The sequence below is a fragment of the Mesorhizobium sp. M7A.F.Ca.CA.001.10.2.1 genome, from assembly GCF_003998575.1.
In the GTDB taxonomy this organism is placed as follows: Bacteria; Pseudomonadota; Alphaproteobacteria; order Rhizobiales; family Rhizobiaceae; genus Mesorhizobium.
On sequence record NZ_RZQY01000084.1, the window covers coordinates 1 to 14,439 of the forward strand.

Consider the following 14,439-nt stretch of genomic DNA (forward strand, 5'->3'; position numbering starts at 1 on the left):
GGAGAAGGCGTTGCTGCTCGTGTTGGCGATGGAACTCCCGACCCCGAAGGTCAAGGTTCCGCTGGAGCTGCCGACGATGCCTATGCCTACGCCGCCGCCGGTGATGTCGAGATCGTCGAAGGTGGCGATGCCGTCGAAATTGTTGGCGGACAGCGCCGCACTGGTGGCGTTGGTGATCTTGGTGTTGCCGGTGAAATTGACGGTCGCGCTCGAACCGACAAGCACGATGCCGGTTTCAGATGCGGTCTGGACGGTCAGGTCGTCGACCGAGACCGTACCGGCCACTCCATCGAGGAAGAGGCCGGTTGCGACATTGCTGACCGTCACGCCCTGGACGGTCAGGCCATTTGTGCCCAGGCCGTGGATGCCGGCGGCGGCGCCCCCGGAAATATTGAAATCGAGCAATGTGTTGCCGTTGCCCAGCGTCACGACATCGCCGGCGCCGGAACTGGTCAGCGTTGCCGCGCCCGCGGAATCCGAGATGGATTCGTCATGATGGACGTTGGTGCCGGTGACATTCAACGGCACCCCGCCGAGCGAGAACGCGCGGCCGTTGCCGAACGACGCCAGTTCCTGCCCGTCGCTCAGCGAGAAGCCGGTGGCGTCGTCGATCGTCCCGCGGTTGACCAGGACAATGATGGCGTCGCTGGCGGTAATGCTGTCGGCATAATCGATCGAGGCGAGGTCGGTGATGGACGTGCCGCCGCCCGAAGCCCCGGCCGCGACGAAGATGTAATTGCGCAGATCGTAGAGTTGCGGGCCGGTAAACTGCGTCGTGCCGAAGGCGTAGTGGCCGCTGCCCTCATTGAGCCCGCGCGCATCGAGCGAGGCGGTGATGCCGGAGATGGAGCTGGAACCGCCGCCGAAGGTAAACTCGGCGTTGGCCGTGGCCCCCGGCGTTCCGGCAATGCCCAGCCGCACGCCGGTATCGACATTGGCGATGACGCCACCAGCGGTGATGGTGATCACCGCGCCGCCGACGCTCGGCGAGGTCAGGTCGATGCCGATCGAACCGGCGGCACCGGTACCGGTGATGTTGAGCGACTGCGCGGTGAAATTGGTTTTGCTGCCGGAGAAATCGACGCCGGTGCCGACACCCAGTCCGGAAATGACGATGTTGCCGGTGACCACCGCCGCATTGACGCCGGCAAACGAGATGCCGTCGGCGCCGGGATTGGTGATGCTGATGTCGCCGAAGCGGATCGCCGCCGGCGAATCCGAAATGGCGATCGCCGGTCCGGTCGTGTCGGAGATCGTCGTCGCACCGTTGACGGTGAAGCTGCCCGCGACATTCTCGAGCACGACGCCCGACGTGCCGCCGCTCTGGCTGATCGAGTCCAGCACCACATGAGCGGTGATCGGATCGATGAAGACGGCGGTGCCGCCATTGCCCGATATTGTGCCGCCGGTGGTGGTGAACGTCCCGCCGGTCGACGTGCCCTGCACGGTGATGCCGCGGTCAGTATTGTCCTGCGCATTGATGGTGGCGAAGGTGTAGGTGCCCTTGCCGCTGATATCGAGACCGTCGTCGAGATTGCCCTGCAGCAGCGTCGTGCCGGTGAAATTGTAGGTGCCGTCGCCTTCGATGTGCAAGCCATCGAGGCCGTTGCCGGTGGCGGTGAAATTGGAGCCGGTGATGCCGGTCGAGCTGCCGGTGAAGTCGGCGCCGTTGCCGCCCGCACCGGTGACCGTCACATTGGTCAGCGTCGCGCCGGTGATGTTGTTGCCGAAAATGCCGTCGGCGCCGCCGGTGATGGTGATGCCGTTGAGCGTGTTGCCGTTGCCCAGCGTGATGACCGGGTTGGCGACGTTGGTGCCCTGGATCGTGCCGTCGCTGCCGCCCAGGTTGAAGGTGCTGGTGCCGCCGCCGAAAAGCCTGGCGGTGACGCTTTCGCCGCCGCCGATGACGGTCTGTCCATTGGCAAGCGTCACGCCGCCGGTCGTCAGATTGCCGTTGCCGCCAAGCGCGACGACAAAGCCGTTCGCACCCGACTTGGTCACGGCGTCGTCCAGAGTCGTCGGGTCGGCCAGCGTGCCGGCGCCGGCGAGGCCGCCATCGGCGAAATAGAACTTGCCGAAGGCGGCATTGGTGGCGGCGTTGATCGCGACACGCGTCGTCGAGCCGCCGGTCAGCGTCTGCGACTGGACGCGGACCCCGATATCGCCACGCACGCGTTCGTTGACGCGCTTGCGCAGGCCTTCGCTGACCGGATAGACCGGCTCCGGCCCGTTGTCGGCCCCATTGGCCGCATTGTCCGAGCCGCTGCCGGGATTGAACGGGATGTTCAGCCGCACGCTGCCGGCGAACTGGGTGTCGTCGCGATTGTCGTTGCGGACCTCGCCGGCGAAGACCAGTTCCGTGTTGCTGCCGAAGACATCGCCGATCGTATACTCGAACCCGGCCTTGGCGCCTGTGACGCTGCCGTCGTCGCCATGCGGATCCTCGAAGTGATAGCCGCCGATGTCGAGCCGCAGCGAATGCTTGTCGGGCAGGGCGACCGGCACCTGCGCACCGATCTCGCCCTCGATGCCCCACGCGGCGTAGTCGCGGTGGTCAAGGACCGAGATCTGCTCGATCAGCTGGTTGCTGACCATCGACAGGGTCGAACTGGTCGAGTGATCCGTCGAATCGCCCTTGATCGGCAGATAGACGTTCACATGCGCATCGAAATGTGGCGTGATCGCCTCGGCGCCCAGCGTGGCGGCGGTGAACTGGGTGGAGTTGTAGTTCTCGAGGTTGAGATAGGCGTAGCCGCCGATCATCAGGTCCGGGTTGACGATGCGGCGAATGCCGAGGCCGACATCCTGGCCGGAACCATCCTTGAAATCATGCTTGGCCCGGACATCCAGGAACAGCACGGATTCGGCCGTCTGCTTGAGCGGGATGAAACCTTCGAGCGCGCCGTTGCCGCCATTGTTGTCGGCGCCGATGATGGCGCGGATCTGCGGCTGCCACAGGCCGTTCGGATCGGCATGGGCCGTCAGACTGGAAAGACCGAGCGCCAGCGTCGTCAGCGCCGTCGTCTTCCAAAGATGCCTGGCGATTTGCGAACGGCGATAGCCAGCGCGAATGTGGAAATCCTCCCCACGCGCCGCTATCTCACCAACTTGCCGAGAAGTCTCGGTAGTTCCCATCCCTGGCGAGTCCTTCGGGGACTACACGCGCCCCGTGTAGATTCTTACTCGAATTCTATTGTATAGCGAGTCCTGGCCGATCCGATTTCTAGAGCTTTCCTGCAAAATTGCTCGCTGTGTCTGAAAGGCCACAGTAATTTCGCCGGCTTGCTTGCCTCCGGCTCGGCTTTCGGAACAGTCGCGAGTGTTGTATCAAGCCATGCTCGGGAGAATACCGGGGCGCGGCGAGGAAACATGCAAGGCATCCGGCAAAACAACATGGCACTTACTTTAGACAAGTCTAATTTACTTGGCGTGGCCGCGGGGCTGGCCGCCCTGTGGCTTGGTCTGGCCGCCGGCCCAGCCCTTGCCGAAGATGCCAAGCCGGCCCAGCCAAAGCCGGCTGAAACCAATGCAAAACCGGCCGATGCCAATCCGTGGGCGGTGAACTGCTCCTCCGGTTCGGCGACCACCGAGCTTCAGTGCCAGGTGTCGCAGAACCTGACCGAGGCCAAGACCGGGCAGCGCGTGCTGACCGTGACCGTGCGCCGCGACAACGGCAATGGCAGCCTCGCCATGCTGCTTGCCCTGCCGCACGGCCTGTTCCTGCCGTCCGGCGCCTCCTTCCAGATCGACCAGGGCCAGAAGACGACGATTGCCATCCAGACCAGCGACCAGAACGGCGCCTATGCCGCCACGCCGTTGTCGGCGGATCTCATCAAGGCCATGAAGTCCGGGACCAATCTGAACATCGGCATGGAATCGGTCACCCGCAAGCCGGTCACCATCCCGGTGTCGCTGGCCGGCTTCACCGCCGCCGTCGCCAAGCTGGAATCGATCAAGTAGCTGCTGTCAGCGGCTTGATTGTGCGCACCCGGAATGCTCCGTTGCCGCTTCGGACAGTGGAGAAACCCATGACAGGCTTTGTCGATCGCCAGCGCGCGGCGCAACTGATGGACCGCGCCGGCATCGAGGCGCTGGTGCTGTGCGCGCCTGAGGCCTTCCACTATGCGACCGGAGCCTCGATCGGGCCGTCGGGACTGTTCCGGCGCGCCGGCGCCGGCTTCGTCGTCATCCCGGCTGGCCAAGACTTGCCGGTGGGCGTCGTGGTGGCGGATTTCAATGCGGGACAGCTGCAACTGGCTCTGTCGGATGCCGTCATCCGCAGCCACCCGATCTGGATCGAAACCGCCACGCTTGACGCCTCGACCGCAGGGCAAGGGCTGGCGCAACGCGTCGAGGCCGGCCTTGCCTCGTCTGGCCGGGCGCCTGGTTTTTCCCGGCCGGCAACATTCGAACTTGCCCGTTCCGTCCGCGAACTGAAGGAGATCCTGAGCGGGTTCGGACTTGAGCGCGCAAGGATCGGCGTCGATCTCGATTTTATTCCCGCCGCCGATCTCTCGGTCATGCAGGCGCTGCTGCCGGGCTGCACGATGGTCGACGGCTCGGCCGTGCTCGACAGGTTGCGGGCCATCAAGTCGCCGCGCGAGATCGATCTGCTCCAGCAAGGCATCATCCTGTCGGAAGCCGGGCTGGAGCGGCTGCAGGTCGATGCCATGGCCGGCATGCGTCAGGGCGATCTCATTGCCCTCTATCGGCAAGGCGTCGCCACGGCCGCGTCCGGCCTGTCCCATCCGGTCGCCACAGCCGAATATGTGACGCTGGGCGCGAAGGCCAAAAGCACCGATGCGAAAGCCATGCCTGGCGATCCGCTGAAGTGCGACATGGTCTGCACGGTCGGCGGCTACGCCTCCGACATGTCGCGCAACTTCACCTTCGGATCGCCATCCGCCGAGCAGGCCGAACTGCACGCGATCGCCGAGCGGGCCTTTGACGACGGGCTGGCAGCGCTTGTTCCGGGAGCCACGCTCACCCACGTGCATCGCGTCGCCACCGACAGCCTGGCGCGGCAAGGGCTGCGCACCTACCGCCGCGGTCATTTCGGCCATGGCGTCGGCCAGTCGGTCTTCTCGGAGCAATGGCCGTTCATCGCCGCCGATAGCGATGTCGTCATCGAAGCCGGCATGGTGCTGGCCTTCGAGATCCCGCTCTACATAGACGGCCTCGCCAGCTTCAATCTCGAGGATCAGTTCCTGATCACACCGGACGGGGCTGTCGCCATGAACCGCTTGCCGAGACGGCTGGAGAGGATTGGGTAGCGAGGGCGTGGTCGTTTTTCAAAGATAGCGCTCTACGGCGCCCCCCTCTGCCCTGCCGGGCATCTCCCCCTCAAGTGGGGAGATTGACTGTTTCGGCGTCGGTCTTCGTCTTCAACGTCGAATATTGGCGAAGGTGGTCGTAGCAGCCGATCTCCCCACTTGAGGGGGAGATGTCCGGCAGGACAGAGGGGGGCGCCACGGAACTCGGTGGTGAGGTGGCCAGCACCTAACCACTCACCGGTGGCCGCCGATCGCTCCACGGCATCTCCTGCTCCAGCTGCGCCGACGCGGCCAGCACCGTTGCCTCGTCACCGTAGCGGCCGACCAGTTGCACGCCGATCGGCACGCCGTCTTTCGACCAGCCGAGCGGCAGCGAGATCGCCGGCTGGCCGGAGATGTTGAAGGGGAACGCAAACACCGAATCCGCCCACTTGGCGTTGTAGCGGTCGATGTCGGTTTCCGACATGTCGTAATAGCCGAACGGACGCGGCAGCTGCGTCAGGGTCGGGGTGATGAAGATATCGTAGGCGCCGAGGTCGCCGACGATGTCGCGGCCGACCTGCCTGAGCTGCTCGACATCGGAGATGTGCCTGGTGCCGCTGGTCGAGCGGCCGCGCTCGATGATTGCCCAAGTCACCGCCTCGACATCGCCTGGCGTCACCGGCCGGCCGATCACCGTCTCAAGGTAGTCGAACGTCGCCGCCGTCTGCACGCAGGTCATGTTGGTGTAGGTCTTCCACACAGCGTTCGCGTCGAGCGGCATATCGTGCTCCTCGACGTCGTGGCCGAGCCGCTCGAGCGCAGCCACGGTTGCCAGCACCGCCGCCTTCACCTCCGCATCGATCGCCGTGCCGTTGGGTGGCGTGACGGAAAAGCCGATGCGCAGCTTCTTTGGCGCCCGTGCCGACAGGCTGAGCCAAGAACCATCGGGCACCGGCGGCGTATAGGGGTCGCCCGGCAGCGCGCCGGCAACCGCGTCGAGATAGGCCGCCGTGTCGCGCACGGTGCGCGAGCAGCACAGGAAGTACGCGCCGCCATACCAATAGTCGCCGAACGGCGCGAGGCTGACGCGGCCGCGCGACGGTTTCAGCCCGACGATACCGCAGCAGGAGGCCGGAATGCGGATCGAGCCTGCACCATCGCTGGCCTCGGCGATCGGCACCATGCGCGAAGCGATGGCCGCGGCAGCGCCGCCGCTCGAGCCGCCGGGCGTGATGCCTTCCTTCCACGGGTTCTTGGTCACACCGTAGAGTTTTGGTTCGGTGGTGATCGACCAACCGTTCTCCGGCGCGTTCGACTTGCCGACCAGCACCAGCCCGGCCGCCTTCATGCGGCGAACGACCTCGGTGTCGAAATCGGCAACGACATCCCTGAGGTAGAATGAGGAGTTGGTGTTCGGTGCCCCGGTCCAGGACGAGGCCAGCTCCTTGAGCAGGAACGGCACGCCGGCGAAGGGCGCTGATGTGTCGATTGTCTCGGCCTGGGCGCGCGCCATGTCGTAGAGGCGATGGATGACCGCATTGAGCGTCGGGTTGAGCCGCTCGACCAGCGTGATCGCCGCCTCCACCAGTTCCCCCGGTGAAACGTCGCCCCGCTTCACAAGTGCCGCAAGGTCGAGCGCGTCGGACTCGGCATAGGTTTTCAGCAGACTTTCGGTGACCATGTCTCTCTCCCGTCGTTCGTTGATCTTGCCAACGTTGGCGCCGCCCCTCAGCCGCCTGCCGGCACCTTCTCCCCGTATAGTGACGGGGAGAAGGGAGACGCTCCAACGCTGACGACCCCCTCTCCCCGTTCTTCACGGGGAGAGGGTAAGGGTGAGGGGCAGCGCCGGCCTGAAACGATTGCCGCCAGCAGCCGGATTGCGTCAGGCCAGGTCGATGGTCCGCCCGAGTGCGATGCTCTGTTCAGCGGCCAGCACGATGCGCAGGCTGTTGACCGCCGCATCCATCTGCTCGGTGAGGTCGAGATCCTCGCGGATGGCGCGCAGGAAGAAGGCCTGCTCGCGGTCGCAGAGCTCCTGGTGGCCGGGCTCGTCCTCCATGCTGACGATCTCGTCGGGCTTCGAGAAATTCTTGTCGCCGTCGACCTGAGCATAATGGATCTTCAGCGCATCGGTCTTGGTGTGGCGGTCGATGTCGGCGGAACTCGAAACCTCTGCAAGTTCGGCAGCATTGCTTGCCTGCTGGCCGGCGACGATCGACACCGCGCCCTTGGGGCCGACCACGTCCTTCACGAAATAGGCCGTTTCGCTCATCATTGGGCCCCAGCCCGCCTCGTACCAGCCGACCGAGCCGTCATCGAAGGTGACGTGCAGGTGGCCGTAATTCTGCTTGTCGGCTTCCGCCCAGAGCTTGGCGCCGATGCCATGCACGCGCACCGGCTTGGCGCCGGTCAGCTGGCACATGACGTCGACATAATGGACGCCGCAATCGACGATCGGGATCAGCGAATCGATCAGGTTCTTGTGCCAGTGCCAGGCGCTGCCGCTGCTCTGCTGGTTGAGGTTGAGCCGCATCACCAGCGGCTTGCCGAGCGTCTTCCCGACCTCGATGAACTTGATCCATGACGGGTGGACGCGCAGGATATAGCCGAGCACCAGCTTGCGGTTCTTCGCCCGCGCCGCCGCGACAACCTTCTCGGCATCCTCATTGTTGGTGGCGAGCGGCTTTTCCATGAACACATGGCAGTTGGCGGCGATTGCCTTCAGCGCATATTCGGCGTGGGTGTTCGGCCAGCTGTTGATCGACACCGCGTCCGGTTTTGTTTCCTTCAGCGCCTGGTCGAAATCCTCGTAGAGTGGGTAGCCGGCTAACTCTCCCGGAATCTTCGTGTTGCTCTTGATCGAGCGGCTCATAATGCCGACGATCTCGAAACCGTCGAGCCGGTGATACGCGCTGGCATGCGACGCACCCATATTGCCGAGACCCACCACCAGCACTTTTACTCTGTCGGACACCGCTGCCTCCCAAATTCTTGATTAAATCACAGGCGGCGCTGTTGCCGTCGCCCGCATGTTTATCCAGGACAATCACCTTAGGTTGGCGCCGCCCCTCATTGCCCTGCCGGGCATTTCTCCCCGTATAGTGACGGGGAGAAAGGGCTGGCCGCAATGTTGGCGATTGGCGAAATCATCAACGACAGCGTCCCCTCGCCCCGTTTACGGGGAGAGGATGCCGGCAGGCAGGTGAGGGGCGGCGCTGACCTGGACAATTGCCAGCCCTACTTCACCGCCGAATCGAACTGATGCGCCTTGATCTTCTCGACATCGAGCGCGGCAAAACCTTCCGACAGCTTGACGCCGTCGGCATCGGCCTTGACCTTGGCCTTGTCGAAATCATTGGCCGGGCCGATCAAATCGTTGGTGCAGACATCCTCGGCCTTCACCGGAGCGGTGATCTGGCCGATCTTGTGGATTTCGTCGAAGAAGCCCTGCCAGCTCGCCATGTCGTGCGAGCCCCAGCCGCCGCGTTTGTCCATGTCGCCGCGGAAGACGTTGATCTGCTGCAGGATCGAGGTGGTGCCAAGCTCCGGCCCGAGATTCTTGGCCAGCGTCGGGAACTGCTCGAACACCGCTTCGACCGCCGCGCGGGGATTCTGGTAGCCGAATTCGAGGCCCATCGCCCAGCCGCGCAGGTACTTTTCCAGCAACGCCTTCTTGTCGGCGTCCTCCAGATCGGCGGCGCGCACGACGAAAGTATTGGCCGGCAGCTTTGAGTTCTGCACGCCGAGCCAGTATTCGAAGTCGAGCCCCTTGGCGATCCATTCGGCGCGTAGGCCTTCCCACGACAGGGCAGCGTCGCCCTGGCCGCCGGCAAGAGCCGTGCCCCATGTCGGCCAGCCGGCTTCGACATATTTGACCTTCTTGATGTCGACGCCCTGCGCCGCCAGCAGCGGGTCGGTGATCGACTGCCAGGCGGCGGAGCCGAGCAGGATGGTCTTGCCTTCCAGCTTCTTCAGATCGTTCGATCCCTCGCCCTTGCGGAAGGCGATGCTGAACGTGTCGCGGGCGCCCATATGGAACACCGACTTCAGCTTCATGCCGTTCTGGATGGCGAAAGAGAACACGCCGGGCGACGGGAAGCCCATATCGGCCTGGCCGACATCGACGAACTTCACCGTCGCGGTGCCGTCCGACGGCCCCGGCTGCATGTCGGTGTCCAGCCCATCGAAATAGCCGGCCTTCTTGGCTGCCCAGTAGGGATAGTCGTCGAGCACTTCGAGCGTGCCGCGCGGCGAGATCCAGGTGAATTTTCCGTAGGGTTCGGCCCTGGCCTTGAGGCCGGTGGCGCCAAGCGCCGTCGCGGTCACCAGCCCGGCGCCGGTCACCTGCAGGAAGTAGCGGCGGCTGATGCCCGCCGGGCTGATGGAGTTTTCTTTGGTCATAGCATTCCCCTTTTTTGTTTGATGTCAGTCTCTTGCCGCCGCCTCCCGGGCGCGCCGTCATATCCCTGTGTTCAAGCCTCCCAGCTCGCCCATTTCTTGCCGATCAGGAAGAACAGCACGTAGATCAGGATGCCGAGCGTCGACAGGATCAGCACCACGGCGAAGAACTGCGGCATCTGGATCATCGACGAATAGGTGGTCAGCCGGTTGCCGAGGCCGAAGCCGCCGCCGACCATTTCGGCGCCGACCGCGGTCAGCAGACCGAAGATGGCGCCGATCATCAGCCCGACCAGGATCATCGGCAGCGCCATCGGCGCTCGGATTTTCCAGAAGATCTGCAGGGTGCTGGCGCCATAGGAGCGTGCCAGCGCGATCTTGGCGCTGTCGACGCGGCGAAAGCCGGTGGCGGCATTGATCATCACCATCGGCCCGGCGGCCAGCGCCACCGCGATGATGCGCGGCGTGTAGCCGAAGCCGAAGCGCAGGATCAGAAGCGGCACCAGTGCCAGCATCGGCGTGGTGACCAGAAGCAGGATGTAGGGCGCGACGATCTTCTCGGCGAACGGAAACTGGGTGATGACGGCGGCCAGCACCAGGCCGATGATGGCGCCGATGGTGAAGCCGGACACCAGCTCGACGAGCGTGTAGCCGAGATGCGGCGCGATCAGCGGGAACTCGTCGAACAGCGCATAGGCGATCGAGCTCGGCGGCGGCATGATGTAGAGCGGCACGTGGAACAGCCGCAGCGCCAGTTCGATGCCGCCGATGATGATCACCGCCACGGCAAGAATGGCCGCCACCTCCTTGCCCGACTTGATGCCGGGGCCGCTGGCGAAGGCCGACAGATTGGTCAGGCTGACCTCGTGGCCGTCGGCAGACTTGGATTTGGAGAATTCCGGAATGGCGTCGCCTCCGCTCACGGCCTGATCCTCACGATCTCGGCGCTCGCGCGCTCCGGCGCTTTTGGCCGCGTGCGTTCGCCGACAATGTCCATCTTGATACGGTTGGTGAGGTCGAAGACCTCCTTCGTCGCCATGATCTCCAGCGAGCGTGGCCGCGCAAACGGCACGCGATATTCCTTGGCGACGCGGCCCGGCCGGGCGCTCAGCACCACGACCCGGTCGGAGAGGAAGATCGCCTCCTCGATCGAGTGGGTGATGAAGACGATCGTTGTCTTGGTGTCGAGCCAGATCTCCTCGACCAGCCGGTTCATCTCCTCGCGGGTGAAGCTGTCGAGCGCGCCGAACGGCTCGTCCATCAAAAGCACCGAGGGCTTCAGCGCCAGCGCCCGCACGATCGCCGCACGCTGCTGCATGCCGCCCGACAGCTCACGCGGAAACTTGCCGCCGAAGCCGTCGAGCCCGACCCGGTTGAGCAGATGCGCGATCCACGCCCGGTCCGGCTTCTCGCCCTTGATCTCGAAAGGGAAGCGGATGTTGGCGTCGAGATTGCGCCACGGCAGGAGGTTCGCCTCCTGGAAGACGATGCCGATATCGGGATGCGGACCGGTGATGGCCTTGCCATCGAGCCGGATCTCGCCGCTGGTCAGGCTGTGCAGGCCCGACATCGACCACAAGAGCGTGGTCTTGCCGCAGCCGGAAGGGCCGACGATCGAGACGATTTCATTGGCGCTGACATCTAGGCTGCAGCGGTCCAGCGCCAGCAGGTCGCCGGAGGCCGTGTGATAGATCTTGGTCGCTGCCTGCACGCCAAGCTTCGGCTTTTTTGCATCGCCCGTATTCATCTGCCCCCCGGGAAGATTGCGCGATGATCCATTGGCTCATCCCCAGCGAAAATCAGTCTGTAACTATCCTACTTTCCTGTCAAGCACCGACGATGGCCACCGTATCAGGAAAATCGATTAGTATGCCTATCTGCTTGTTTTAATATCGGTTTTGCGGCCTTGAAATGCATGTTGCTTTCCTACATACTTCGGAACTGACACGGATCGGAGAGGACCGGAGGAAGGTGATCTTTACCCTACGACACGCTGCGGTTGCGATGCGGTCGGGCGCGTGGAGCCAGGGCGTGCAAACATGCTAAGACGGCAGCCTCGCAACCCAGGGAAAGACCAGGACCCCATGAACGAAGCTGGCAGCCAGGACGAGCCTGTTCCAGGCCAGGATACCGAGGGGCGCGATCCTGTCCGGCGCATTCCCGACATCATCTCGCTGGTCAAGGATTCCTACAGCGAATTGCGCCCGGCCGAACGGCGTGTCGCCGATGTCGTGCTCGACGACGTCAAATATGCCGTCGACGCCTCCAACGCCGCCCTTGCCCAGCGCGCCGGGGTCAGCGAACCGACGGTGACCCGGTTCTGCCGCGCCATCGGCTGCGAGGGCGTGCGCGACTTCAAGCTGAAGCTGGCGCAGAGCCTCGTCGTCGGTGCGCTCTATCTGGCCAAGTCGCCCTCCGTCAGCAATGACAATGGCATGCCGTTCTGGAACGCCGTATTCGGCGAGGCGCGCCGGGCGCTGCAGGAGGCCGAGCGGCAGCTCGACCCGGCGCAGCTGCAGAAAGCCGCCGATCTGATCGCCAAGGCGCGCCAGGTCACCGTGTTCGGCCTCGGCGGCAGCTCCTCGGCGCTGGCGCAGGAAACCCAATACCGGCTGTTCCGCTACGGCATCACCGTCAGCGCCCAGTGCGACCCCTATCTGATGCGCATGACCGCCTCGACGCTCAAGCCGGGCGATCTGGTGATCGCCATTTCGGCGACCGGACGCACCCGCGAGGTGATCGAGGCCGTCGAGCTCGCCAAGCACTACCGCGCCAACGCCATCGCCGTAACCGCGCCCGACACCGAACTCGCCCGCGCCTGCGACGTCAGGTTGACGGTGGCGGTGCCCGAATATCCCGACACGCTGAAGCCGACGGCCTCGCGCTTCGCCTTCCTGGCGGCGATCGACCTTCTGGCGGTGGCCTCGGCCTACAAGCTCGACGGTTCGGCCCGCGAGACCGTGCGCCGCATCAAATACAACGCCCAGATCCACCGCACCGGCAAGGAGATGGAGCCGCTCGGAGACTAGCTCCCTTCTCCCCGTTCACGGGGAGAAGGTGCCGGCAGGCGGATGAGGGGCGGCGCCGAGTTCAACAATTGATGATCCCAACTTGGATTGGGCGCATGCACAAAGAGGGAAAGAAATGCTCGAAATAGCACCGACGAAACAGGCAGCCGCATGGCTCGAATCCCTGGCGCAGGCACTCGCAGCCGGCGACGTGGCCGCTGCGAGCAACCTGTTCGTCGACGATTGCTACTGGCGCGATCTCCTGACCTTCACCTGGAACATCACCACCATGGAAGGCCGCGAGGCGATCGCCGACATGCTGGCGGCGACGCTGGCGACGGCCAAGCCGAGCGCGTGGCAACTGACCGGCGAGGCGATCTCGGACGATGGCACCATCGAGGCGTGGTTCAGCTTCGAAACCGCGGTGGCCAGGGGAGAGGGCATCATGCGGCTGCGCGACGGCCGCTGCCGCACGCTGTTCACGGCAATGACGGACCTGAAAGGCTTCGAGGAGCGCAAGGGGGCGAAGCGGCCGCTTGGCGTGCGCCACAAGGCCGATCCCAGGCGCGAGACCTGGTCGGAGGCGCGGGCGCGCGAGACGCGCGAGCTCGGCACCGAGGAACAGCCCTACTGCCTGGTCATCGGCGGCGGCCAGGGCGGCATCATGCTGGGGGCGCGGCTGCGCCAGCTCGGCGTGCCCACCATCGTCATCGAGAAGAATGCGCGGCCGGGCGATTCCTGGCGCAACCGCTATCGCACGCTCGTGTTGCACGATCCGGTCTGGTACGACCATCTGCCCTACATTCCCTTCCCCGAAAACTGGCCGGTGTTCACGCCCAAGGACAAGATGGGCGACTGGCTGGAAATGTACACGCGCGTCATGGAGCTCAATTACTGGGTCGCCACGAAATGCCTGAGCGCGTCCTATGATGAGGCCGAAAAAGTCTGGACCGTGGTCGTCGACCGCGTCGGCCGCCAGATCACGCTGAAGCCGAAGCACATCGTCTTCGCCACCGGCGCCTACGGTCCGCCACGGCGGATCGATCTGCCGGGCGCCGACCGGTTCAAGGGCGAGTTGCTGCACTCCAGCCAGTATGCCAGCGGCGACAAATTCCGCGGCAGACGAGTCGCGGTCATCGGCGCGGCCAGCTCCGGCCACGATGTCTGCGTCGACCTCTGGGAAAGCGGCGCCGAGGTCACCATGATCCAGCGTTCGCCGACGACGGTGGTCAAATCGGACACGCTGATGGAAGTCGGCTTCGAGATCTTCTCGGAAGACGCACTGGCGCGCGGCATCACCACCGAGAAGGCCGACATGATCGTCGCCTCGACGCCGTTCGCGCTGGTGCCCAAGGGCCAGCGGGCGCTTTACGAGGTGATCAAGGCGCGCGACGCGGCTTTTTACGACCGCTTGCGCGCCGCCGGCTTCGCCCTCGATTTCGGCGACGACGAGACCGGCCTTCTGATGAAGGCCTACCGCACCGGCTCCGGCTACTATATCGATGTCGGCGCTTCCGACCTGATCATCGACGGCAAGATCGGCATCCGCAGCGGCGTCGCCATCAAGTCGCTGACCCCGAGCGGCATCCTGTTCGAGGACGGCAGTGAACTCGCCGCCGACGCCATCATCGCCTGCACCGGCTATCAGTCGATGAACGAGACGGTGGCTTCGATCGTCTCGCGCGAAGTCGCCGACAAGGTCGGCCCCTGCTGGGGGCTTGGCTCGGGCGTCAAGGGCGACCCCGGACCCTGGCAAGGCGAGCTGCGCAACATGTGGA

10 protein-coding genes are annotated in these 14,439 nt (G+C 64.6%); 4 read left to right on the top strand and 6 right to left on the bottom strand.

Annotated features, from left to right (window positions below):
• Positions 1–3,135, bottom strand: a 3,135-nt coding sequence (locus tag EN964_RS08255; protein ID WP_206528700.1) for an inverse autotransporter beta domain-containing protein, incomplete at its 3' end; no start/stop codon positions are given.
• A 258-nt stretch (positions 3,136–3,393) separates the two neighbouring features.
• Between EN964_RS08255 and EN964_RS08260 the strand changes: the two genes are divergently transcribed.
• Together EN964_RS08260 and EN964_RS08265 are read left to right on the top strand one after the other, a co-directional pair.
• On the top strand, positions 3,394–3,960 hold the full coding sequence (locus tag EN964_RS08260; protein ID WP_236382972.1) for an invasion associated locus B family protein: 567 nt from the start codon (positions 3,394–3,396) through the stop codon (positions 3,958–3,960).
• 68 nt (positions 3,961–4,028) lie between these two features.
• Complete coding sequence (locus tag EN964_RS08265; RefSeq protein WP_127267339.1) at positions 4,029–5,273, top strand: Xaa-Pro peptidase family protein; 1,245 nt, start codon at positions 4,029–4,031, stop codon at positions 5,271–5,273.
• Positions 5,274–5,499: 226 nt separating this feature from the next.
• Here the strand turns inward: EN964_RS08265 and EN964_RS08275 are convergent, their stop codons facing one another.
• The 5 genes from EN964_RS08275 to EN964_RS08300 form a co-directional block, all read right to left on the bottom strand.
• Positions 5,500–6,936: an amidase gene (locus tag EN964_RS08275; RefSeq protein ID WP_127267338.1), complete on the bottom strand. Its 1,437-nt coding sequence runs from the start codon at positions 6,934–6,936 to the stop codon at positions 5,500–5,502.
• A gap of 201 nt (positions 6,937–7,137) precedes the next feature.
• Positions 7,138–8,229: a Gfo/Idh/MocA family protein gene (locus tag EN964_RS08280; protein WP_127267337.1), complete on the bottom strand. Its 1,092-nt coding sequence runs from the start codon at positions 8,227–8,229 to the stop codon at positions 7,138–7,140.
• Positions 8,230–8,492: 263 nt separating this feature from the next.
• Positions 8,493–9,656: an ABC transporter substrate-binding protein gene (locus EN964_RS08290; RefSeq protein WP_127267336.1), complete on the bottom strand. Its 1,164-nt coding sequence runs from the start codon at positions 9,654–9,656 to the stop codon at positions 8,493–8,495.
• A 71-nt stretch (positions 9,657–9,727) separates the two neighbouring features.
• Positions 9,728–10,576 carry an ABC transporter permease gene (locus EN964_RS08295; RefSeq protein ID WP_127267335.1) on the bottom strand — a complete coding sequence of 283 codons (849 nt, stop codon included), beginning with the start codon at positions 10,574–10,576 and terminating at the stop codon, positions 9,728–9,730.
• Complete coding sequence (locus tag EN964_RS08300) at positions 10,573–11,400, bottom strand: ABC transporter ATP-binding protein (protein WP_127267334.1); 828 nt, start codon at positions 11,398–11,400, stop codon at positions 10,573–10,575. The genes EN964_RS08295 and EN964_RS08300 overlap by 4 nt, the downstream gene beginning before the upstream one ends.
• Positions 11,401–11,737: 337 nt before the next feature.
• Between EN964_RS08300 and EN964_RS08305 the strand changes: the two genes are divergently transcribed.
• Both EN964_RS08305 and EN964_RS08310 read left to right on the top strand, forming a co-directional pair.
• Positions 11,738–12,682: a MurR/RpiR family transcriptional regulator gene (locus EN964_RS08305; protein ID WP_127273418.1), complete on the top strand. Its 945-nt coding sequence runs from the start codon at positions 11,738–11,740 to the stop codon at positions 12,680–12,682.
• A 115-nt stretch (positions 12,683–12,797) separates the two neighbouring features.
• Positions 12,798–14,439: NAD(P)/FAD-dependent oxidoreductase (locus EN964_RS08310; protein ID WP_164775762.1), on the top strand; the 1,642-nt coding region annotated here is incomplete at its 3' end.